General features: G+C 61.5%; 20 protein-coding genes. 11 read left to right on the forward strand and 9 right to left on the reverse strand.

What is annotated here, in order from left to right; genetic code table 11:
- Positions 1-219: 219 nt before the first annotated feature.
- Both codB and codA read left to right on the forward strand, forming a co-directional pair.
- Positions 220-1,491, forward strand: coding sequence for a cytosine permease (gene codB, locus AB9L16_RS16840; RefSeq protein ID WP_375122429.1), 1,272 nt, complete (start codon positions 220-222; stop codon positions 1,489-1,491).
- Between the two features lie 14 nt (positions 1,492-1,505).
- Entirely contained in the window at positions 1,506-2,741 is a 1,236-nt protein-coding gene (gene codA / locus AB9L16_RS16845) for a cytosine deaminase (RefSeq protein WP_039763460.1), read from the forward strand.
- 129 nt (positions 2,742-2,870) lie between these two features.
- On the opposite strand, the gene AB9L16_RS16850 is transcribed toward codA, so the two are convergent.
- The gene (locus AB9L16_RS16850; RefSeq protein ID WP_375122430.1) at positions 2,871-3,851 is read right to left on the reverse strand and encodes a diaminopimelate epimerase; all 981 of its coding nucleotides are present in this window, start codon (positions 3,849-3,851) and stop codon (positions 2,871-2,873) included.
- A 245-nt stretch (positions 3,852-4,096) separates the two neighbouring features.
- Between AB9L16_RS16850 and AB9L16_RS16855 the strand changes: the two genes are divergently transcribed.
- A complete protein-coding gene (locus tag AB9L16_RS16855) occupies positions 4,097-5,248 on the forward strand; it encodes an MFS transporter (protein WP_101158826.1) in 1,152 nt (383 codons plus the stop codon).
- Positions 5,249-5,333: 85 nt separating this feature from the next.
- Here AB9L16_RS16855 and AB9L16_RS16860 read toward each other — a convergent pair whose 3' ends face one another.
- The 4 genes from AB9L16_RS16860 to AB9L16_RS16875 all read right to left on the reverse strand — a co-directional run bounded on the left by AB9L16_RS16860 (position 5,334) and on the right by AB9L16_RS16875 (position 10,115).
- On the reverse strand, positions 5,334-7,760 hold the full coding sequence (locus AB9L16_RS16860) for a TonB-dependent siderophore receptor (RefSeq protein WP_375122431.1): 2,427 nt from the start codon (positions 7,758-7,760) through the stop codon (positions 5,334-5,336).
- A gap of 98 nt (positions 7,761-7,858) precedes the next feature.
- Positions 7,859-8,842: a FecR domain-containing protein gene (locus AB9L16_RS16865; protein WP_375122432.1), complete on the reverse strand. Its 984-nt coding sequence runs from the start codon at positions 8,840-8,842 to the stop codon at positions 7,859-7,861.
- 88 nt (positions 8,843-8,930) lie between these two features.
- Positions 8,931-9,422, reverse strand: coding sequence for a sigma-70 family RNA polymerase sigma factor (locus tag AB9L16_RS16870; protein ID WP_065615952.1), 492 nt, complete (start codon positions 9,420-9,422; stop codon positions 8,931-8,933).
- Positions 9,423-9,674: 252 nt separating this feature from the next.
- Positions 9,675-10,115 (reverse strand): carboxymuconolactone decarboxylase family protein, encoded by a 441-nt coding sequence (locus AB9L16_RS16875; RefSeq protein WP_016775423.1) that lies wholly within the window; start codon positions 10,113-10,115, stop codon positions 9,675-9,677.
- A 189-nt stretch (positions 10,116-10,304) separates the two neighbouring features.
- Between AB9L16_RS16875 and AB9L16_RS16880 the strand changes: the two genes are divergently transcribed.
- On the forward strand, positions 10,305-10,658 hold the full coding sequence (locus AB9L16_RS16880) for a hypothetical protein (RefSeq protein ID WP_041477257.1): 354 nt from the start codon (positions 10,305-10,307) through the stop codon (positions 10,656-10,658).
- Positions 10,659-10,817: 159 nt separating this feature from the next.
- Here the strand turns inward: AB9L16_RS16880 and AB9L16_RS16885 are convergent, their stop codons facing one another.
- The 3 genes from AB9L16_RS16885 to AB9L16_RS16895 all read right to left on the reverse strand — a co-directional run bounded on the left by AB9L16_RS16885 (position 10,818) and on the right by AB9L16_RS16895 (position 14,053).
- Entirely contained in the window at positions 10,818-12,386 is a 1,569-nt protein-coding gene (locus AB9L16_RS16885; protein WP_375122433.1) for a diguanylate cyclase, read from the reverse strand.
- A 174-nt stretch (positions 12,387-12,560) separates the two neighbouring features.
- Positions 12,561-13,334, reverse strand: coding sequence for an aldolase (locus tag AB9L16_RS16890; protein WP_375122434.1), 774 nt, complete (start codon positions 13,332-13,334; stop codon positions 12,561-12,563).
- 11 nt (positions 13,335-13,345) lie between these two features.
- On the reverse strand, positions 13,346-14,053 hold the full coding sequence (locus AB9L16_RS16895) for a haloacid dehalogenase type II (RefSeq protein WP_056791404.1): 708 nt from the start codon (positions 14,051-14,053) through the stop codon (positions 13,346-13,348).
- 109 nt (positions 14,054-14,162) lie between these two features.
- On the opposite strand from AB9L16_RS16895, the gene AB9L16_RS16900 reads away from it, so the two are divergent.
- Positions 14,163-15,020 carry a LysR family transcriptional regulator gene (locus AB9L16_RS16900; protein ID WP_056791408.1) on the forward strand — a complete coding sequence of 286 codons (858 nt, stop codon included), beginning with the start codon at positions 14,163-14,165 and terminating at the stop codon, positions 15,018-15,020.
- Between the two features lie 177 nt (positions 15,021-15,197).
- Here the strand turns inward: AB9L16_RS16900 and AB9L16_RS16905 are convergent, their stop codons facing one another.
- Complete coding sequence (locus tag AB9L16_RS16905) at positions 15,198-15,866, reverse strand: ribonuclease T2 (protein ID WP_056791411.1); 669 nt, start codon at positions 15,864-15,866, stop codon at positions 15,198-15,200.
- Between the two features lie 164 nt (positions 15,867-16,030).
- Here AB9L16_RS16905 and AB9L16_RS16910 point away from each other — a divergent pair, with 164 nt between their 5' ends.
- The 6 genes from AB9L16_RS16910 (at position 16,031) to AB9L16_RS16935 (ending at position 21,306) form a co-directional block, all read left to right on the forward strand.
- On the forward strand, positions 16,031-16,501 hold the full coding sequence (locus AB9L16_RS16910; RefSeq protein ID WP_041477268.1) for a hypothetical protein: 471 nt from the start codon (positions 16,031-16,033) through the stop codon (positions 16,499-16,501).
- A 102-nt stretch (positions 16,502-16,603) separates the two neighbouring features.
- Entirely contained in the window at positions 16,604-18,301 is a 1,698-nt protein-coding gene (locus AB9L16_RS16915; protein ID WP_056791414.1) for a copper resistance system multicopper oxidase, read from the forward strand.
- Positions 18,302-18,312: 11 nt separating this feature from the next.
- On the forward strand, positions 18,313-19,182 hold the full coding sequence (locus tag AB9L16_RS16920; RefSeq protein WP_056791559.1) for a copper resistance protein B: 870 nt from the start codon (positions 18,313-18,315) through the stop codon (positions 19,180-19,182).
- 32 nt (positions 19,183-19,214) lie between these two features.
- Positions 19,215-19,589 (forward strand): copper homeostasis periplasmic binding protein CopC, encoded by a 375-nt coding sequence (gene copC, locus AB9L16_RS16925; RefSeq protein WP_122612652.1) that lies wholly within the window; start codon positions 19,215-19,217, stop codon positions 19,587-19,589.
- A 3-nt stretch (positions 19,590-19,592) separates the two neighbouring features.
- Entirely contained in the window at positions 19,593-20,462 is an 870-nt protein-coding gene (gene copD / locus AB9L16_RS16930; protein WP_375122435.1) for a copper homeostasis membrane protein CopD, read from the forward strand.
- A gap of 58 nt (positions 20,463-20,520) precedes the next feature.
- A complete protein-coding gene (locus AB9L16_RS16935; protein WP_375122436.1) occupies positions 20,521-21,306 on the forward strand; it encodes a transporter substrate-binding domain-containing protein in 786 nt (261 codons plus the stop codon).
- Positions 21,307-21,487: the final 181 nt, after the last annotated feature.

Raw genomic sequence — 21,487 nt, forward strand, 5'->3', positions numbered from 1 at the left:
GTATTCGCGAGCAGGCTCGCTCCCACAAGAGTCCGGCGCCAGGTTTGAATCATCTGCCATGCACATAACAGGCTCGCTCCCACATTGGGCTCCTGGTGCATTCAGTGCACTGCTTTCGCGCTGAAAACCTCAGTCGCGTCTACACATTCGTTCACTTGCGCCGTTTGGCACGACCGCTGCAACCCTTCTGCGTCTTCCCCTTCCTGCAAGGACTGCCCCATGACGCAGAACGCCCCCGGCAACGATTACCCGCTCAGTGAAGTCCCCATGCACGCGCGCAAAGGCCTGGCCTCGACGGCGATGGTGTTACTGGGCTTCACGTTTTTCACTGCGACCATGTTTGCCGGCGGCAAGCTCGGGGTCGCGTTCGGTTTCGCCGAGATGATGGCGGTGATCATTGTTGGCAATCTGCTGCTGGGCCTTTACGCCGCAGGGCTGGGTTACATCGCCTTCAAGAGCGGCCTCAATTCGGTACTGATGGGCCGCTTCTGTTTTGGCGAAGTCGGCAGCAAGCTCAGCGATCTGATTCTCGGCTTCACCCAGATTGGCTGGTACGCGTGGGGCACGGCGACGGCGGCGGTGGTGATCGGCAAGTATTTCAATCTCGATGAAAGCACCGCGCTGGTCCTGATGGTGCTGTTCGGCCTCGGCTTCTGCGCCACGGCGTACATCGGTTATCGCGGACTGGAAATTCTCTCGTACATCGCAGTGCCGGCGATGATGTTGCTGCTGATGCTGTCGATGTGGGCAGCGACCGTGAAGGTTGGCGGTTTCGAAGGCTTGCTCAGCGTGGTGCCGACCGGTTCGCTGGACTGGTCGACAGCGATCACCCTGGTGTTCGGCACCTTCGTCAGCGGCGCAACGCAAGCCACCAACTGGACGCGTTTTTCGCGCTCGGCAAAAGTGGCAGTGCTGGCCAGCCTGATCGGTTTTTTCATCGGCAACGGCCTGATGGTGCTGATCGGCGCGTACGGCGCGATCGTCTATCAACAGCCGGATGTGGTTGAAGTGCTGCTGTTGCAGGGCTTCGCCATGGCCGCGATGGCCATGCTGTTGCTGAACATCTGGAGCACTCAGGACAACACCATCTACAACTTCGCCGTCGCCGGCTGCAACCTGCTGCGCACCGGGCGGCGCAAGACCGTGACCCTCGGTGGCGCGGTGATCGGCACTCTGCTCGCCCTGCTGGGCATGTACGACATGCTGGTGCCGTATCTCATCCTGCTCGGCACGGTGATTCCGCCAATTGGCGGGGTGATCATGGCTGACTTTTTCTATCGCTGGCGCGGGCACTATCCGCGTCTGGCCGACGCACGGTTGCCAGCGTTCAACTGGCCGGGCCTCGGGGCCTACGGGGTCGGAACCGTCGCTGCGTTCAGCTCGCCCTGGGTCGCGCCGCTGGTAGGCATTGCCGCTGCCGCGCTAACGTATGTCATCGTCACCGGTGTGCTGGGCGCCCGTCGCGTCAGCGCACCACTACAAGACCTATAAAAAGGATTTGCCTGATGCACATCATCAACGCCCGCCTGCGCAACCAGGAAGGCCTGCACGAATTGCACCTCGAAGACGGCCTGATCCACAGCATCGCCCGTCAGACCGAAGCGCCGACCCTCGGCGCGGATGACCTCGATGCCGGCGGCAATCTGGTGGTGCCGCCCTTCGTCGAGCCGCACATCCACCTCGACGCCACCCTCACCGCCGGCGAGCCGCGCTGGAACATGAGCGGTACGTTGTTCGAGGGCATCGAATGCTGGGGCGAGCGCAAGGTCACCATCACCGAAGAAGACACCAAGACCCGCGCCAAGAAGACCATTCAGGCCCTGGCCGCCCACGGCATTCAGCACGTGCGCACCCACGTCGATGTCACCGACCCGCAACTCACCGCGCTCAAAGCCATGCTCGAAGTGCGCGAGGAAAGCCGTCACTTGATCGATCTGCAAATCGTCGCGTTCCCGCAGGAAGGCATTGAGTCGTTCCGCAATGGTCGCGAGTTGATGGAAGAAGCGATCCGCATGGGCGCCGACGTGGTCGGCGGCATTCCGCATTTCGAGTACACCCGCGATCAGGGCGTCAGCTCGGTGAAGTTCCTCATGGACCTGGCCGAGCGTACCGGCTGCCTGGTCGACGTGCACTGCGACGAGACTGACGATCCGCATTCACGTTTCCTCGAAGTGCTTGCCGAAGAAGCGCGCAGCCGCGACATGGGCGCCCGCGTCACCGCCAGCCACACCACGGCGATGGGTTCTTATGACAATGCCTACTGCGCCAAACTGTTCCGCCTGCTCGGCCATTCCGGGATCAGTTTTGTTTCCTGCCCGACCGAAAGCATTCATCTGCAAGGACGTTTCGACAACTTCCCGAAGCGCCGGGGCGTGACCCGCGTCAACGAACTGCTCGAAGCCGGCATGAACGTGTGTTTCGGTCAGGATTCGATCGTCGACCCGTGGTATCCGCTGGGTAACGGCAACATCCTGCGCGTGCTTGAAGCGGGTTTGCACATCTGCCACATGCTCGGTTATCGCAACCTGCAAAGCGCGCTGGATCTGGTCACCGACAACAGCGCCAAAGCCATGCACCTGGGCGAGCGTTACGGACTGGAACAGGGCCGCCCGGCGAACTTGCTGATTCTCTCGGCGGACAGCGACTACGAAGTGATCCGCAGCCAAGGCCTGCCGCTGTATTCGATTCGCGGCGGCAAGGTGTTGATGAAGCGGCAGATGCCGGTGGTGGAGTTCAGCTGAGATTGCGCTGGGGCTGATGGCCTCATCGCTGGCAAGCCAGGCTCCCACAGGTTTTGTGTTGAGCATATGATTGGGCCCTCATGCAAAACCCTGTGGGAGCCTGGCTTGCCAGCGATGGCGTCGGCCGAATCAACCCGCCAACCGCGCCGTGCCAAACAATCTGACGCGCAGCAATTCCCCTTGCGAAACCTCAAGCAAAACCGGTGCGGTGCCACCCGGCATGACCACCCGCACTTTTCCCGCCTCGACCCAACCCACCCGCCACGCGGCACACGCGACCGCACTGGCGCTGGTGCCGGATGACGCGGTTGGTCCTTCGCCACGCTCGAATACCCGGGCGAGGACTTGCTGCGGCGACGCCAGCGCGGCCCATTGCAGATTGACGCCCGCCGGGCAGGGATTACCGGCACCGGTGGGCATGGCATAGGCGATTGCTGTAAGCCGTTGGTTCAGGGTGGGTTCACGCATCTTTTCGTTGCTCGGCAAAGCGCTTGCATCGCTGAGCAGCGTTACACAGTGCGGATTGCCGATGCGGACGAATTGGCTGTGGGTCCAAGTGGGATCGAGTTGCGCCAGGGGCTGGACATGGCTGACGTCGCGATTATTGATTTGAACGCTCTCGACTGCCTGCGCCCCAACGGCTCGCGGGCCGAATCCGGGCCGGCCGAGGTCGAGCCAGAAACCGCGCACGCCTTCGACTTCGGCGGGTCTCACTGAGGTTTCCAGCGCCGCGCCTTTGTCATGATGAACGCGCAGCATGGCGCCCTGCTCCGCCATCAAGCCTTGCTCGGTTAATGCCTGAGAAAAAATCGTCAGGCCGTTACCGCTGCGCTCGGCGAGACTGCCGTCGGTGTTGACGATCAGCACATCGAACGGCGCAGATGCCTGAAACGGGCCGATCAGCAGGCCGTCACTGCGGTGGGGTTTGCCGTTGGCCGGACGCTGGCCGTCGGGCCAATCGCAGCACAGGGCGATAGCGGCTTCGCTCCAGTGCTGCCGAGATGCGGCGCAGGCGTCGGCGCTTGTCGGCAACGCGATTCCGGCCTCGCGCAAGGCTTGGGGTGAGACCACGGCGTAGATATTGCCGCGTGCGTCGTAGAACGTCGTCATGCCTTGTTCCCATATTCCATGCTGGCGAAAATCCGACTGTAAACCGCAAACCAGTGTGGGAGCGAGCCTGCTCGCGAAGGCGGTGCGTCAGTCGACAATTCCATATTTGACCCACCGCTTTCGCGAGCAGGCTCGCTCCCACAGGGTAGGATGTTCACCGTTATGCCCCGAAAAGGCCTGAGATCGAACCTCAACGCCGGCAGAATGTCACTCGGGATGCAGTTGTTTTTTTGCCAAGGATCGATATGACCAGCCTCAACCCCCAAGACACCTTCGTCCCCGGACGTCTGCAACAGATGTCCACCCGCGTCGCTTTTTTCATCGCTGGCCTCGGCATCGCCGCCTGGGCGCCGCTGGTGCCGTATGCCAAGGCGCGGGCCGGGCTGGATGAGGGCACGCTGGGGTTATTGCTGCTGTGCCTGGGCGTAGGCTCGATTCTGGCGATGCCGCTGGCGGGGATTCTCGCCACGCGTTTTGGTTGCCGACGTGTGGCCACCGGCGGCACCCTGCTGATCTGCGCGGCGCTGCCGTTGCTGGCGACGGTGTCATCGATCCCGGCGCTGATCGCCACGCTGTTCATGTTCGGCGCCGGTCTCGGCACGGTGGATTCGACGGTGAACCTGCAAGCAGTGATCGTTGAACGCGCCAGCGGCAAGCACATGATGTCGGGGTTCCACGGCCTGTTCAGCCTTGGCGGCATCGTCGGTGCGGCGGGTGTCAGCGCCCTGCTCGGCCTCGGCCTGACACCGCTGGCGGCGATGCTGGTGGTAGTGGTTTTGCTGATCGGCGCCTTGCTCAAATGCGTGCCGCACATGCTGCCCTATGGCAGCGAAAGCTCCGGCCCGGCGTTCGCCATTCCCCATGGCATCGTGCTGTTTATCGGCGGCATGTGCTTCATCGTGTTCCTCACCGAAGGCGCGGCGCTGGACTGGAGCGCAGTGTTCCTCGCTCAGGAACGGGGGATCGACACGGCTTATGCGGGAATGGGTTACGCAGCGTTTGCCCTGACCATGACCGTCGGCCGTCTGCTGGGTGATCGCATAGTGCGCAAGCTGGGGGCTACGCGGATCATTCTGTTCGGCGGCCTGTTGGCGGCGGCGGGACTGTTTCTCGCCACCTTCGCGCCGAGCTGGCAAGCGGCGCTGGTCGGGTATGCGCTGGTCGGCGCCGGTTGCTCGAACATCGTGCCGGTGCTGTACACGGCGGTGGGCAAGCAGACGGTGATGCCGGAGAGCATCGCGGTGCCGGCGATTACCACGCTGGGTTATGCAGGGATTCTCGCCGGGCCGGCAGTGATCGGTTTTGTCGCCCATGCCAGCAGCCTGAGTTTTGCCTTTGGACTGATGGCGGTATTGCTGGTGGCTGTGGCGATCGGCGGCAAAGTCCTCAAGGTCTGAAAGCTTCGCGAGCAGGCTCGCTCCCACAGGGTTTCAGTGGTCCATGTGGGAGCGAGCCTGCTCGCGAAGAAGGCACCGCGCTCTATCAGAAGCCGACGCTGGCCTGCACGAAGAACGTGCGCGGTGCGCCGACATACATCCCCGAGTTGTTGTCGCTGGAGCGGGTGAAGTATTGCTTGTCGAAGACGTTCTTCACCCCGGCGCCGAGCTTCAGGTTCGACACCTGCGGACCAAAGTCATAACCGCCGCGCACGTTCCAGGTCACGTAACCCGGGATGTCGCCGTACTGCCCGTCTGCTGTGCCTTCGGTGATGTAGTTGCCATTGAAGCTGCCATCCGCATTCACACCGGTGCCCGGCGAACGCTGTTTCGATTGGGCAAAGCCGTCGATGTTCCAGGTCCAGCGGTTGATGTCGTAACGCAAACCGACTGTCGCAACCTGCCGCGAATAGAACGGCAGATCGCGGCCCTTGAAGCCGGGGATCTCGCCTTCATAAGTGGCTCGGGTGTAGGTGAGCCCGGCGTTGGCGGTCAGGCCATCGAGGCGCGGGTCGAGTGCAGCCATGTCGTAATGCACCGAGGCTTCAATGCCCTGGTGCTTGGTCGCGCCGAGGTTGGTCCAGCCGACGTCGTTGCTGATGTATTGCAGCTCGTCATCGAAATCGATGTAGAACAGCGTCACCTCGCCGCCCCACACATCATCGTTGTAGCGCGTGCCGATCTCGTAGGTCTTGGCCTTTTCCGGCTCCAGCCCGTTGGCGGTGCTGTCACCCGAACCGCCTTGGCCGAGCTGGAAATACTGCAGGCTGCCAAACGAAGTTTCGTAGTTGGCGAACAGCTTCCAGGCATCGGACAGGTGATACATCACGCTCAGCGCTGGCAGCGGTTCGTTGCTTTCGATGCTGCGGTTTTTCTCCGGGACCGGGCGGCCAGCGGTGTCGAGCACGGCGCGATCATGCCAATCGGTGCTGATGTGTTCGAAGCGAATGCCTGGGGTGATGGTCCAGTTGCCGACGTCGATCTTGTTGTCGACATACACCGAATTGGCCTCGGTGCCACCGGTGCGATCCTGGAATACATGGCCGTCAGAGGTCGGCGTGACCACCGGCTGATTGTTGACCAGCGCCAGACGACTCGACTCTTCGTGCATCGCCTCTTTCAGATAGCGATAACCGACGCTGACTTCCTGGGTGGTCGGGCCGACATCGAACACCCGCGACACGCGCGGCTCGATGCCGAGGGTGTAGTAGGAACGCGGGTACGAGCTGAGGGTGCGCTGATCGCGCGCGGCGATGGTGCTGCCGCGAAAGCTGTCGGTGTAATAGGTGAGAATTTCTGCCTGAGTGCGCTCGTCGATCTGGCGGATCCACTTGAACGACACGTCTTTGCGCCGGCCTGTGAACTGGTCGTAATCACGCACCGATTCGTACGGTTTGTCGTCGTACTGACGCTGGGTCAGGCCGCCGGGCATGTCGGCACTGGCGTCGTAGTAGTGGAAGTTGAGGCTGAAGTCGTCCTGATCGGTCGGCGCCCAATGCGTCTTGAGCAGCACGTCGTCGATGTCGTTACCGTTGTTGCGCTCGCGATAGCCGTGGCCGTTGACGCCGGAGTACAGCAGCGCGACGCCCATGCCGTTGTCGGCGGTGCCGCCAAGAAATGCGGTGTCGATGTGTTTCCAGCCGCCGTACTGAGTGGTCTCCAGTGTTGTGCCGATTTCGCCGGTGGTTTTCTCCGGGATCGCGCGGGTCACGAAGTTGATCACGCCGCCGACGTTCTGCGGCCCGTAGCGCACGGAACCGGCGCCACGCACGACGTCGATGCTGTCTAGGTTGCCCGCGGAAATCGGCGCCATCGACAGTTGCGGCTGGCCGTAAGGCGCGAACGCCGCTGGTACGCCATCGATCAAAACAGTCGAGCGTGGCGACAGCCGCGAAGTCAGACCGCGTACGCCGACGTTGAGGGAAATATCACTGCCGCCGGTGCCATTGGAGTCCTGCACCTGCACACCGGGCACGCGCTTGAGCACGTCGCTGACGTTCATCGCGCCCTGCTCGACCATCGCTTCGCGGCGAATCACCGTACGTGCGCCGGGGTGGTTCTGCACCACCGCAGCGTCGGCGTCACCGAGCCAGTCGCCGACCACTTTGATGTCGGTCACACCCAGTTCCAGCGGGCCGTTGCTGGCTGCGGAAGTGGCGGCCGGGGCGAGCGTCACCGAGCCTTCATTGATCTGATAATCGAGGCCGCTGCCTTGCAGCAACTGCCGCAGCGCCTGCTCTGGCGCGAGGTCGCCGTCCACCGCCGGAGCTTGTTTGCCCGCCACCAGCTCAGGGCTGAAAAACACCTGCAGCGAGGTTTGCTGGCCCAGTTCGCTCAAGGCTTGGCCTAGCGGTTGCGCGCGGATATGAATGGCTTCAGCGGCAAACGCCAACGGCATCGCGGCGCTGACTGCCAGCGCGAGAGCCAGTGGCAACCAAGGGGATTTTTTATTGTGGGTTGTGGTGATGTTCACGTCGTACGGAGTCCTGTGGATCGCAAGAGTGTGCGGCTGTTAATGCAAACCAGTTGCAGTTGAACAGGAAGACGATGAACGGGGAAAAAACCTGAATGCTATCTGGAAATTATTTCCTGACTGCCATCGGCAAGGGTGCGCACCGTCACCGGCAGGATGCTCGGCAAGGCTTTGAGCAAGGCGTCGGTGTCGTCGGATTTGAACACGCTGGTCAGGCGCAGGCTGGCTACGTTCGGCTGGGTTACGGTCAGCGGTTTGTCGCGATAGCGCGATACTTCTGCCGCTACTTCACTGAGGCTGGCGTTGTTGAATACCAGTTTGCCGTTGCGCCATGCGGTCAGTTCCGCCGGGTTGACCGCGTAAGCCGGCAGCACTTGGCCTTGGGCATCGACCGCAGTGCCGAGGCCTGCGGTGAGGTTGATGAACTCGTTGTCCGGGGCAGCACTTCCCTGCACCTTCACCGTGCCCTGCTCCACCGCCACGCGGGTTTGCGTGGCATCGCGGCGCACATCGAAACGCGTACCGGTGACCGTGACCCTGCCGCTGCCGGCTTCGACAATAAACGGACGCGAGGCGTCGTGTTCAACGCTGAACATCGCCTCGCCCGCGCTCAATTCGATAACCCGTCGATCCTGCTCATAACGCACCTGCAAGCGGCTGCGACTGTTCAGATCGATCACCGAACCATCCGGCAACGCTACATGCTTGCGCTCGCCCGGCGCCGTGGCGAATTCAGCGCGGTAAGCGCCCGGATGATTCAGCCCGCTGAACAGGCCAAGCCCCAGCGCAACGGCGAGGACACTCGCGGCCACGGCATAACGCAACAACGGCCGGCGTTGGCGGCGAGGTGGCGGAGTTTCGGCAAGGGCCTGCAGACGCGACGTCGGCAGCAGATCAGCAGCCGCCCACAAGTCCTGGAGCAGGCGGAATTCTGCACGGTGCTGCGAATGCTCGTTCAGCCAGGCCTCGAAGCGCTGCTGTTGCTCGACGCTGACATTCGGCTCCTGCAATCGCACGAACCATGCCGCCGCCTCGTCACGCACCGCCGCTTGCCCACAGGCGCAATCTCTCGTCTCCATCATGGAATATTCTGTCCGGCTGAGGTTGAGAGCAGGCAGGCCCCCCTGTAGGAGCTGCCGAAGGCTGCGATCTTTTCGACGTCACACGTCATCATGACTGCAAGCCATCCAGCCGCTCACGCAGATGGCGCAGGGTGCGGATCATATACTTTTCGACCATGTTCTTGGACAGCCCCAAGCGTTCGGCGATTTCTGCCTGCGTCAGGCCTTCGATCTTCTGCCATACAAAGATCTTGCGGCAGTTGAGCGGCAGCTCGGTGAGCGCGCGTTCGATGGAATCGGCCAACTGGATCGCGTGCATGTAATGCTCCGGATCGCCCGCCGACGATGCACTGTCATCGACCGCCTCCGACTCCATGACGCCCCGCCGGTCCTCACGCCGATAACCATCAACGGCGATATTGCGCGCGGTCTGATGCAAATACGCACGCGGCTGCTGCACCGCCGCCGAATCCGCCTCGAGCACCCGCACAAAGGTGTCGTGCGCCAGATCCTCGGCCTGCGCGCGATTGCGCAGGCGACGAGTCCAGGTGCCGATCAACTCTTCGTAATGCTCGAAAAAGCCGGATCTGCGGGAGCGCATGGGGGATGGGCGGCGTGGTGAGAAAGGGGCGTGAATAGTAATGCTTCGTATTAATACAAAGCAATGCACGCTGTGATGGTGTTCTTGATGCGCAAGGTACAAGCACCGACGACGCCGAGCTCCGATGGGCATTGAATAGGACCCTGTGGGAGCGAGCCTTCTCGCGAATGCGGTATGTCAGCAACGATGATGGTGACTGACACGTCGCCTTCGCGAGCAGGCTCGCTCCCACAAGGTAAAAGCGTGAATGTCTCAGGCCTGCGGCAGTTTGCGGAAGCCCACTGCCAGGCGATTCCAGCCGTTGATGGTGTTGATCGCCACCGTCAGGTCAACCAGTTCCTTCGGCGAAAACTGCGCAGCGACGACTTCATAGTCTTCGTCCGGTGCGTGGGTCAGGCTCAGTTGTGTCAGCGACTCGGTCCACAGCAGTGCGGCGCGTTCACGCTCGCTGAAGAACGGCGCTTCCCGCCATGCTGTCACGGCGAACAGGCGGCGTGGGGTTTCGCCGTCCTTGATCGCGTCGGCGGTGTGCATGTCGATGCAGAATGCGCAGCCGTTGATCTGTGAAGAGCGCAGCTTGACCAGTTCGAGCAGGCTCTTTTCCAGCGACAGTTTCGAGACGGCATTTTCCAGCGCCATCATCGCTTTCATGGCATCGGGGGAAGCGGTGTAGAAATCGGCACGAGGTTGCATGGTGGGCTCCGGGGTAGCGATTGAATGTGTGGCTACGTTAGTCCCCGGGGGTGGTTCGGCAAATAGCCAATATTGCAGAAGAACGGTAGGCCACTTGGCGCGGCGACTGACCGCTCGTCACTCGACGGGCACCAAGGTTTCAGTGCGCCTGACCAATATCAGGTAATCCCCTTTATCAGGAGACGTACCATGATGACGCGCAAATTCACTTCGTTATTGTTGGCCGGCCTGCTCGCCACGGCATCCGCCGCCAGCTTCGCTGCCAACGACAGCACCGATGCGACGGGCACCAAGTCCGGCGGCGCCAGCAGTTCAACCATGCCGCCAGACAGCACGCCGGGCTCGCCTTCCGTTGACAGCAATTCGGGTGGAACCAATAACGGAACTGGCACAGGAACCGGGACAGGGACAGGAACTGGTTCGGGCATGGGCACTGGAACGGGCACCAATGGCGGCGCCAGCGGTTCGGGTTCCGGCGCGGGTGGCGGGACCGGTTCGGCCGGCGGCGGCACGGGTGGTGCGGGCGGTGGCACGGGCAGCTGAACGAACAAGAGCCATCCCAGATAGTCCTGCTTACATCAGGACCCAATGTGGGAGCGAGCCTGCTCGCGAAAGCGGTATGTCAGCCAACCTTGATGCAAGCTGACACACCGATTCGCGAGCAGGCTCGCTCCCACTTCTGATGTCTGTTGATTGAAAGAATCAGCGATCCGAACGCATCAGCTCGGCAAAACCCTCTTCAGCTGTAAACACCGCCGCGCGATTGCGCCCGGCATTTTTCGCCTCATACAACGCCGCATCCGCGCGCTGGATAAACACCTGCGGGCTGTCGTTGCCGTGCGGAATAAACGCATAACAGCCCAGGCTCACCGTGAGATAACCGGTCGGCGAGCCACTGTGGATGATGTGCTTGTCGATCACGCTGCGGCGAATCTGCCCGGCTATCGCCAGCGCACCGTTGATGTCCGTATCCGGCAACAGCACAGCGAACTCTTCACCACCGTAACGCACCGCCAGATCCGACTTGCGCTGGCAGCAGGCCTTCACCACTTGCGCCACCTGCGCCAGGCATTGATCGCCGGCGACATGGCCGTAAGCGTCGTTGTAGCGCTTGAAGAAATCGATATCGAGCATGATCAGGCTGACCGGGCTGACCTGGCGGGCGCCCCGGGCAAATTCGATGTCCAGCGAGCGCTCGAACAAGCGTCGATTGGCCAACCCGGTCAGGCTGTCGTGAGTGGCGATCTGCTCCAGCGCCAGTTGCGCCTTGCGCAGGTTTTTCTCGATACGTTCGCCATCGCGCACTTGATGAATGAACACCCAGCCGAACAGGCCAACCCCGAGAATCACCAGCGCGACAATCACGCTGGACTGAAAGGCGCGGTCATACCAGCCCTGCAGAATCGTGTCTTGCGACGTCGCCGCAGAGACCACCAGCGGATACGAGGCGAGCTGTCGATAGCCATACAAGCGGGTCACGCCGTCGACCACGGAGTTGAGCATCGCGGTGCCAGCGTTAGCGTTCGGCAGCAGGGTTTGATAGATCTCGCCGTGTGCCACCGAGGTATTGATCAACGACTCATCAAAGGGCCGTCGCGCCAGCAAGGTGCCGTCGGTCAGCGCCAGAAACATGATGCCGCTGTCATCGAGGCTGAAGCTTTTGAAGAACTGATCGAAGTAGGACATGCGGATGCCGGCCATCAGCACGCCCTGAAAGTTGCCGAGCTGGTCGTTGACGCGTCTGGAAATCGGAATGATCCACTCGCCGTTTTCGCGGCTGCGAATCGCCGGGCCGATGTGCGCAACCGTCGAAGCATTCTGCTGATGGAACTTGAAATATTCGCGATCGGCCACGCCATTGCCACGAGGCAGATCGGCGAACGAAGTAATGACCCACTGCCCTTCGCGATCGAAGAGAAAGATGCCATGCAACTGATCCAGTTGCTGCGCGCGGCGGGCAAAGATCCGCTGCAACCGAGGGCGCTGCACCGCCCCGTAACCATCGTCCTGAATCCAGTCGACCAGGCTGGTCATCACCAGATCCGCCGCCCGCACAGTGTCCTCGGCCTGCTGCGCCATGGCCCTGGTCAGGTTGCCCGAAGCCATTTTCGCCACCGCCAGATCCTGACGCCGCGACTGCTCCAGTTGCAGGTACAGCAGACCACACAGGCACAGGCTCACCGCAACGATAAACAGCACCGCCGCTTTGCGTAGCGGCAGGCGCTTGAGCGTGCCGGGGGCCTGATGCGGATCGTGATTGGGGATTGGCAAAAGCATGTCCTGGGCAGGTACGACAGGGGCGCGAGCCCGAAACCCTTGTATATGTGAGCGTAGCCCACCGGGATGTACCGGGCAAACGCCCGCCTCCCGCCCAGTTATCGGCGCCTCGCGAGTTTGGATGATCGCTTTTCGTCGATTTATTTACGATTGCTTCTTTACGGTTAATCAGTTGTGCAGGGCCAGCCGCCGCATCGCGCTGGTCAGGTGCGCGCGAGCACTTTGCGCATCGCCTTCACGCATTTGCTCATAGGCGCGCTGCGCAATCGCATGGGGCACCGGTTTCAATTCGCGCTGAGTGGCCATCGCCAGCAGTTGCACCTGCGCGGCGCGTTCCAGGTAATAGAGATCGTCCCAGGCTTCAGCAATGCTCGGCGCGGCGACAATCACCCCGTGGTTTTTCAGAAAGAGAATGGCGGCGTCGCCCATGACGCTGGCGATGCGGTCGCCTTCGGATGCGTCCAGCGCGAGGCCGTTGTAATCCTCGTCCACCGCTGTGCGCCCGTAAAACTTCAGCGCAGTCTGCCCCAGCCACAGCAGCGGCGGGCCTTGCAATAGGCACAACGCGGTGGCGTGCGGCATGTGCGTGTGGAACGCGACTTTTACTCGTGGCAGTTGCTTGTGCAGGCGCGCGTGGATGTAGAACGCGGTCGCTTCGGGCTCGCCTTCGCCATCGACCACGTTGCCAGCGAAGTCGCAGACCAGCAGATTCTGCGCGGTCACTTCCGAAAAAGCACAGCCGTATGGATTGACCAGAAACAGATCATCATGCCCCGGCAGCATCGCCGAAAAATGATTGCAGATGCCCTCCTCCAGACCATGCAATGCGGCCAGTTGAAAGCACGCAGCGAGTTCGTTGCGGGCGGTGATGATCGCTTCGGTTTCCAGGTTCAGCGTCGCGGTTGGTCTGGCTTTGCCAGTGCCGCTCAAGATATGAGCCATGGCAATTCTCCTTAGGTCCAGCCGAGGGATTTGAACAGCGGCAGCACTTGATCGAGGCTGGACAGGATCGCGTCGGGGCGATAGTCGGGCAACAACTGGCGCCCGGTGCCGCGATCGATCCACACGCATCGAAAACCCATGTCCCGCGCCGCCGTGTGATCGAGCATGGGGCTGGCGCAGATGTGCACCACTTCATCCCGGGTCACGCCCAATTGCTCATGAGCGTAGTCGAACAGGCGCGGCGCCGGCTTGTAGGCACCGGCCTGCTGCGCGGTGATCACCCGGTCGATATGGCCGCCGAGCTGCGCGACGTTACCGGCGATGATGTCGTCGTCAGTGTTGGAGACAATGCACAGCTTGAAGCCCATGGCTTTGAGCTGCGCGAGGGTGTCGACCACTTCGGCAAATGGCGGCATGTTCGGGATGGCCGCCGCCAGACGCTGACTGTCCTCGGACTGGCTCGGCAAGCCCAGTTCTGCCAGCGCCAGTTGCAGGCCGAGTGTGCTCAGTTCGCGAAAGGAACGGTGCGGCGGCGTTTGTTCGAGACGGTGCTCGTGACGGTCGTAGACTTCGATCAACTTAGTGGCGTCGACGGCGTGCTCGCCCTTGTCGCTGAGCATTTTTTCGACCACGGCTTTCAGGCCTTCATCCCACTGAATCAGCGTGCCGTAGCAATCGAAGGTCAGCCAGTGCGGGCGCGGCGTGTTGTTCAAGGTCATCGGTCGATTCCTCCACAGTGAGGACTTCAGCTTATGAGCGCGCGGTGATAGTGTGAAATTAAATAAACACTCAACCCTCATTTGCAAAACAACTATCAGGAATACCGCCATGCTGGATCTGGAATTGCTGAAAACCTTTGTCTGCGTGGTCGATGAAGGCAGCTTCACCCGTGCTGCCGAGCGTGTGCACCGCACGCAATCGACGGTCAGCCAGCAGGTGCGCAAACTCGAGGATCTGGTCGGCCACCCGCTACTCCTGCGCGACCGCACCGGAGTGAACGTCGCTCTCACTGAGCACGGCGAACTGCTGATCCACTATGCGCGCCGGTTGCTGGCGCTGTCCGCCGAAGCCACGCAAGCGCTGGCCAGTGACGTCGACCTGGAAGTGCTGCGCATCGGCATGCCGGAAGACTTCGACGCCCGGCGCATGGCCCTGATCCTCGCCGGCTTCACCCGCAACCATCCGCAGGCGCGCCTGGAAACCATCAGCGGCATGAGCCTCGACCTGCGCCAACGCCTCGACGCCGGCGACATCGACATTGCCCTGATCAAACGCGAACCCGACAGCGGCCCGGCATGGGCTACCTGGCCGGAACGACTGGTATGGGTCAAAGGCACCGAATTCGACACCTCCAGCTGTGTGCTGCCGCTGGCACTGTTTCCGCAGGGCTGCCTGTACCGACAACGGGCGATTCGCCTGCTCGATGTGGCGCAGCGACCATGGCGAGTGGCGTTCGGCAGCCACAGCCTGACCGGGATTCAAGCGGCGGTAGCGTCTGGGTTAGGGATTTCGGTTTTGCCGGTTTCGGCGCTATTGCCAGAGCATGAGGTGTGTAGGGATCTGCCGGAGTTGGCGCCGACGGAACTGGCGCTGGTCAGCCGCGAGGGGGTATTGAGTGGGTTGCAGCGGGGGCTGGTGGAGTTTTTGCGTGGGGAATTGGGGGTGGATGCGGGGGGATTTGCCTGAATCCCCCGGGGATCCTTATTCGGGTTTGTTGATTTCGCGGAGCAGGTCGGCGGTGGGGATGTTCATGGTGTTTGAGTAGTAGCGTGGTTCGTATTCATATTCACATTTCAAAATCCTCAGACCAAAAAAACAGGCGCTCACGGGAGCGCCTGTTTTTCCTGGCTCATTACGGATGGCTCACCGTACCGGCGGCACCCGAATATCCCCCGCCCGACACTGCGTCTTCACCCCTTTGCCACACGCGCCGAACTGCAAATCCTTGTCCATGCACACCCGCACTTCCGACAGCTGCGGGCCGCTGCAAATCACCGCAATTCCATCCTCGGGAATACCCGGATTGGCCTTGCGAAACAGATCGACAATCTCTTGCGCTTCGAAGTAGTACGACGTCGAGCCGAACGGCTGTAACGCCTGCGGAATCTTCACCGCGCCGAGGGCCTGATCTGACTTGTCCAGATAGCCCACCGCGCCCAGACCACTGCAAGTGCCGTGCTTGGACCATTCGTGATCGAGGAGTTTTTTCGTCGGGTACATCGTCAGGCCCTTGCTGGTTTCTGCCGCCGATAGCCTGGTCAGCGGCGGGCAGGATTGCGGCCAGCCGCCCTTGGCGTATTGCGGCCACAAACCGTGCAGGACAAAACCGTAACCCTTGCCGGTGCACTGCGCATCGTCCTTGTGCGTCAGACAAAAGGTCGGCGACCAGGACAGCGCCAGCAGGTAGTAGTCGAACACCCCCGCCACCGATTCGGCCTGCGCTTTCATCGATGCCGGCTGACGCGCCGAACTCGTGCCGATGCTACCGGCCGTCAGCGCGATCAGCGCCAGAATTGTAAACAGCTTTTTCATTAACCCGTTCCTTGGGACGCCTGCGTCCGTGGTTTTCGTTGTTGGCCAGACCTGGCCAGTGCTGATTTCGACACGCTTGTATTGCAAGCGCATGACGCAAGGCAAGGCCCTGCGCCGTGCAAAGGTCTACGCTGAACAGGCAGACATCCAACAAGGGAACCGACATGAGTAAAGCAGACGAACTCGCCGCCAGACTCAAGCAGACACGGCACACCCAGGCTGATGCGGCGCTGGAAATCGATTGCTGGCCTGCTCAGGTGTACGACTTGTACCACCGCATTGAGGGCTGGCTGCAACCAGTCACCGAAGTAGGACTGAAGATTCGGCGAAATCCTACGCACGTTTGCGAAAGTTCGCCGGATGGTGAAAGCCACGACTACGCCATAGACCAGTTGGTGATCGAAGCCAACCATCACAGTTTGATGTTCGATCCGATTGCGCGGTTTACCGAGGATGGTTGCGGACGTGTCGAGATCAAGGTGCCGGGGCGCGATCAGTCGCTGCTGCGCACGGTCGACGAGCATGGCGAGAGTCACTGGTGGTTGCAGACTATCGAGACCGGCCAGGAGCTGGATGCGATTGCGCTGACGGAAAACAATCTGCTGCAAGTGGTGCAGCAAGGGCTGGGGCTGTAACCCGTCCGAGTCAACTGACAAAACTGTAATGTTTGCCTCAGCCAACTGAAAGCTGGGGCTGGCTAGTCTCTCTGTCATGAGTCAGACGGGGATTTCCAGCGCATGCCTTCCACTCCAACAAGACGTACCTTTGTCAAAGGCCTGGCCGCTGGCAGCGTGCTCGCAGGCCTCGGGCTGTGGCGTACACCGGTCTGGGCGCTGAACGGCGCCGCCCCCCTCAACGAACTGAGCGGCAACGAATTCGAGTTGTTCATCGGCGAAACTCCGGTCAATTTCACGGGTTCCGCACGCACAGCGATGACCATCAACGGCAGCCTGCCCGGCCCGCTGTTGCGCTGGCGCGAAGGCGATACCGTGACGCTGCGGGTGCGAAACCGGCTCACGGCTGACACCTCGATTCACTGGCACGGCATTCTCCTGCCGGCGAACATGGACGGCGTACCGGGCCTGAGCTTCCACGGCATTGAACCGGGCGGCGTGTATGTCTACCAATTCAAGGTCCGGCAGCACGGCACCTACTGGTATCACAGCCATTCCGGCTTACAGGAGCAGGCCGGCGTCTACGGGCCGCTGGTCATTGAGGCCAAAGAGCCGGAGCCGTTCCAGTACGATCGCGACTACGTGGTGATGCTCAGCGACTGGACCGACGAAGACCCGGCCAGCCTGATTAAGACCCTGAAAAAACAGTCCGACTACTACAACTTCCACAAACGCACCGTCGGCGATTTTATCGACGATGTCAGTGAAAAAGGCTGGGGCGCCACGGTCGCCGATCGCAAGATGTGGGCGCAAATGAACATGAATCCCACCGACATTGCCGACGTCAGTGGCGCCACGTATACCTTTTTGATCAACGGCCAGGCCCCCGATGACAACTTCACCTGGCTGTTCCGTCCCGGCGAAAAACTGCGCCTGCGCCTGATCAACGGCTCGGCCATGACCTATTTCGATGTGCGCATTCCGGGACTGAAGATGACGGTGGTGGCTGCCGATGGCCTGTACGTCAAACCGGTCAGCGTCGATGAACTGCGTATCGCAGTGGCCGAGACCTATGACGTGATCGTCGAACCTGAAAGCGAGGCCTATACCCTCTTCGCTCAAGCGATGGATCGCACTGGCTACGCCCGTGGCACTCTCGCCACACGCGCCGGCATGTCGGCAGCAGTGCCGGCGCTGGATCCGCGTCCGTTGGTGAGCATGGACGACATGGGCATGGGCGGCATGGATCACGGCAGCATGGACATGAGCGCCATGGATCACTCCAGCATGGGCCCGATGCAAGCCCATCCCGACAGTGAAAACAACAATCCGCTGGTGGACATGCAGGCCATGATCACCGCGCCAAAGCTTGACGATCCGGGCCTTGGCCTGCGCAACAACGGCCGCCGAGTGCTGACCTACGCCGACCTGCGCAGCACCTTCGAGGACCCGGACGGCCGCGATCCGGGCCGCACGATAGAGCTGCACCTGACCGGCCACATGGAGAAATTCGCCTGGTCGTTCAACGGCATCAAATTCTCCGATGCCGAGCCTTTACGGCTGAAATACGGCGAGCGCATCCGCCTGGTGCTGGTCAACGACACCATGATGACCCACCCGATCCACCTTCACGGGATGTGGAGCGATCTGGAAGACGAAAACGGCAACTTTCAGGTGCGCAAACACACCATCGACATGCCGCCCGGCAGCCGCCGCAGCTATCGCGTCACCGCCGACGCCCTCGGCCGCTGGGCCTATCACTGTCATCTGCTTTATCACATGGAAACGGGCATGTTCCGCGAAGTGCGGGTGGAAGAATGAAGAGGCCGATCATGACTCGACTCAGCGTGTTTCCGCTGCTGCTAGCCGGCACCTCCGCCATGGCCGCCGACGCCATGCACGGCATGGACCACAGCCAGATGCCCGGGATGGATCATTCGGCAATGCAAAGCATGGACGACGGCATGATGCAGCCCGCCGCGCCGAGCGAAAGCCGCACGCCGATTCCGCCCGTGACCGACGCCGACCGCGCTGCGGTGTTCACCAGCCCCGGCGGTCATCAGGTGCATGACAGCGTTATAAACAGTTACTTTCTTGCCGACAAACTCGAATGGCAGAACGCCGATGACGGCAGCGCTTTGGCCTGGGACCTGTCCGGCTGGATCGGCGGGGATACCGATCGGCTGTGGCTGCGCTCTGAAGGCGAGCGCAATAACGGCAAGACCGAAGACGCGGAAATTCAAGCGCTATGGGGCCATGCCATTTCGCCGTGGTGGGACGTGGTCAGCGGCGTGCGTCAGGACTTCATACCCGGCGCACCGCAAACCTGGGCCGCGTTCGGCGTGCAAGGCATGGCGCTGTACAACTTCGAGGCCGAAGCCACGGCTTTCCTTGGCGAGGGCGGCCAGAGCGCGGTACGTCTGGAGGGCGACTACGACATCCTGCTGACCAATCGACTGATCCTGCAGCCGACCGCTGAACTGAATATCTACGGTAAGAACGATCCGCAGCGAGGCATCGGCTCAGGGTTGTCCAATACCGAGGCGGGCCTGCGGTTGCGCTATGAAATCCGCCGCGAATTCGCGCCTTATATCGGCGTGACGTGGAATCGCACTTACGGCAACACCGCCGACTACGCCCGCGAAGAAGACGAGGATCGCAGTGAGGCGCGCCTCGTCCTAGGCGTCAGGCTGTGGTTCTGAATTCTTCTACAAAAACAAACCGGAGACCTTGCATGCGCACATTGACCCTGCCCCTGATATTCGCCAGCGGATTGCTCCTGAGCGCCCTCGCCCAGGCCCATCCGAAACTGCTCTCGTCGACGCCAGCCGAAGGCGCGGAAGGCGCCGCGCCGGGCAGGATCGAGCTGCACTTTTCCGAGAACCTGGTCACGCAATTTTCCGGGGCCAAACTGGTAATGACCGAAATGGGTGGCATGGCTCACTCGCCGATGCCGATGAAAGCCAAAGTCAGCGCCAGCAGCGATCCGAAAACCATGCTGATCACCCCGCTCGCCCCGCTGCCTGCCGGCACCTATCAGGTGCAGTGGCGCGCGGTGTCCGCCGACACGCACCCGATCACCGGTAACGTCACGTTCAAAGTGAAGTGAGCAATGGCGGACCTGCTCAACATCATCCTGCGGTTCGCCTTGTATGTGGATTTGCTGCTGTTGTTCGGGCTGGCGTTGTTTGGCTTGTACAGCTTCAACGCGCTGCTGCAGTTCCGTCGGTTATTGCGTGGCATGGCAGTCACAGGGGCATTGCTGTCAGTGGCCGGGCTGGTGCTGATGACCCGCGCCATGAGTGGCGAAACACAGCTCGCGGCGTTGTGGCCGCACCTGCAGATGATGGTATTGGAAACGGACGTCGGCCTGGCGTGGGCGCTGCGGATGACAGCGCTGGCCATCGTGGTGATCCGGCCGGGTCTGTGGCCAGCGTCGCTGGCAGGCGCCATTGCCCTCGCTTCGCTGGCGTGGAGCGGGCATGGCGCGATGGACGAAGGATGGCTGCGGTTCTGGCACTTTCTCAGCGACATCTTGCATTTGCTTGCGGCGGGAGCGTGGTTGGGTGCCTTGCTGGCGCTGGTGTTGATGGTGAGCGGGCGGATCGGTGACACACGCCTTCGCCTGCTCGCCGATGCAGTGAAACGCTTCGAATGGGTGGGCGCGCTGATCGTGCTGACGGTGTCGGTCACCGGCGTGATGAATTATCTTTTCATCGTCGGCCCAAGGTTCGACGGAGTGCTGTTCGGCACTTACGGGCTGCTGCTGGCGATCAAGGTGCTGGCGTTCGCCGTGATGCTGGTGCTGGCTGCGTTGAACCGCTTTCATCTTGGACCGTCACTGCAACGATCGCTGCGCGACGGCCAGCACCTCATCGCCGCGAAAGCGCTGCGGCGCAGTGTCGTAATGGAGTTGGCCCTTGCCCTGTTGATCGTGGCGCTGGTGGCGTGGCTCGGCACATTGAGTCCGGACCCGGGATGACACCCGTGGAAGGCTTTCACTACACTGGGCCACCTTCCCTTTCAGAAGCCCGATCTCAATGACAACACTAAAAAGCACGATGATCCTCGGCGGCCTGCTGACCCTGGCGACTGGCGCTCACGCCGACCCGGCCTCGTCCCACCTCGACAGCATCCAGCAACAAGGCCAGTTGCGTGTCTGCACCACCGGCGACTACAAGCCCTACACCTTCAAGCGCAGCGACGGCGACTTCGAAGGCATCGACATCAGCATGGCCCGCTCCCTGGCCGACAGCCTCGGCGTCAAGGTGCAATGGGTGCAGACCAGCTGGAAAACCCTGATGCCCGACATGCAGGCCGGCAAATGCGACATCGGCATGGGCGGCATCTCGGTCACATTGGAACGGCAGAAAAAAGCCTACTTCAGCAACACCCTCGACACTGACGGCAAAATCCCGCTGGTGCGCTGCGCCGACCAGTCCAAATACCAGACCATCGACCAGATCAACCAGCCCAACGTGCGCCTGGTGGAACCTGCCGGCGGCACCAACGAAGCTTTCGTTCACGCCTTCCTGCCCAGAGCGCAACTGGCTCTGCACGACAACGTGACGATCTTCCAGCAACTGCTCGACAACAAAGCCGACGTGATGATCACCGACGCCTCGGAAGCGCTGTATCAGCAGAAACTCAAACCGGGGTTGTGCGCAGTGAATCCGCATCAGTACATGCAGTACGGTGAGAAGGCGTACTTGCTGCCGCGCGATGACATCAGTTGGAAACTGTATGTCGATCAGTGGCTACATTTGAGCAAGGTCACTGGCAAGTATCAGCAGACGTTGAGTGAGTGGATTGCGGTGCCGCAGTAAGCCAAGGAACCCGGCCGACGCGCGCATTGAGGGAACGGTTCGCTCAATGCACGCGGTCGGCACGCGGTGGAGAAAAGTGGCAGCCGTAATTCCAAAAAGCAGACAAGGCCTACACTGAAATCACAGCGACACGTTCGCTTCCGCCGCGATGCATACCGCACATCCACCGCTACTGCGCTTG

This window comes from Pseudomonas sp. LW8, from assembly GCF_041956865.1.
GTDB classification, from domain to species: Bacteria; Pseudomonadota; Gammaproteobacteria; order Pseudomonadales; family Pseudomonadaceae; genus Aquipseudomonas; species Aquipseudomonas siliginis.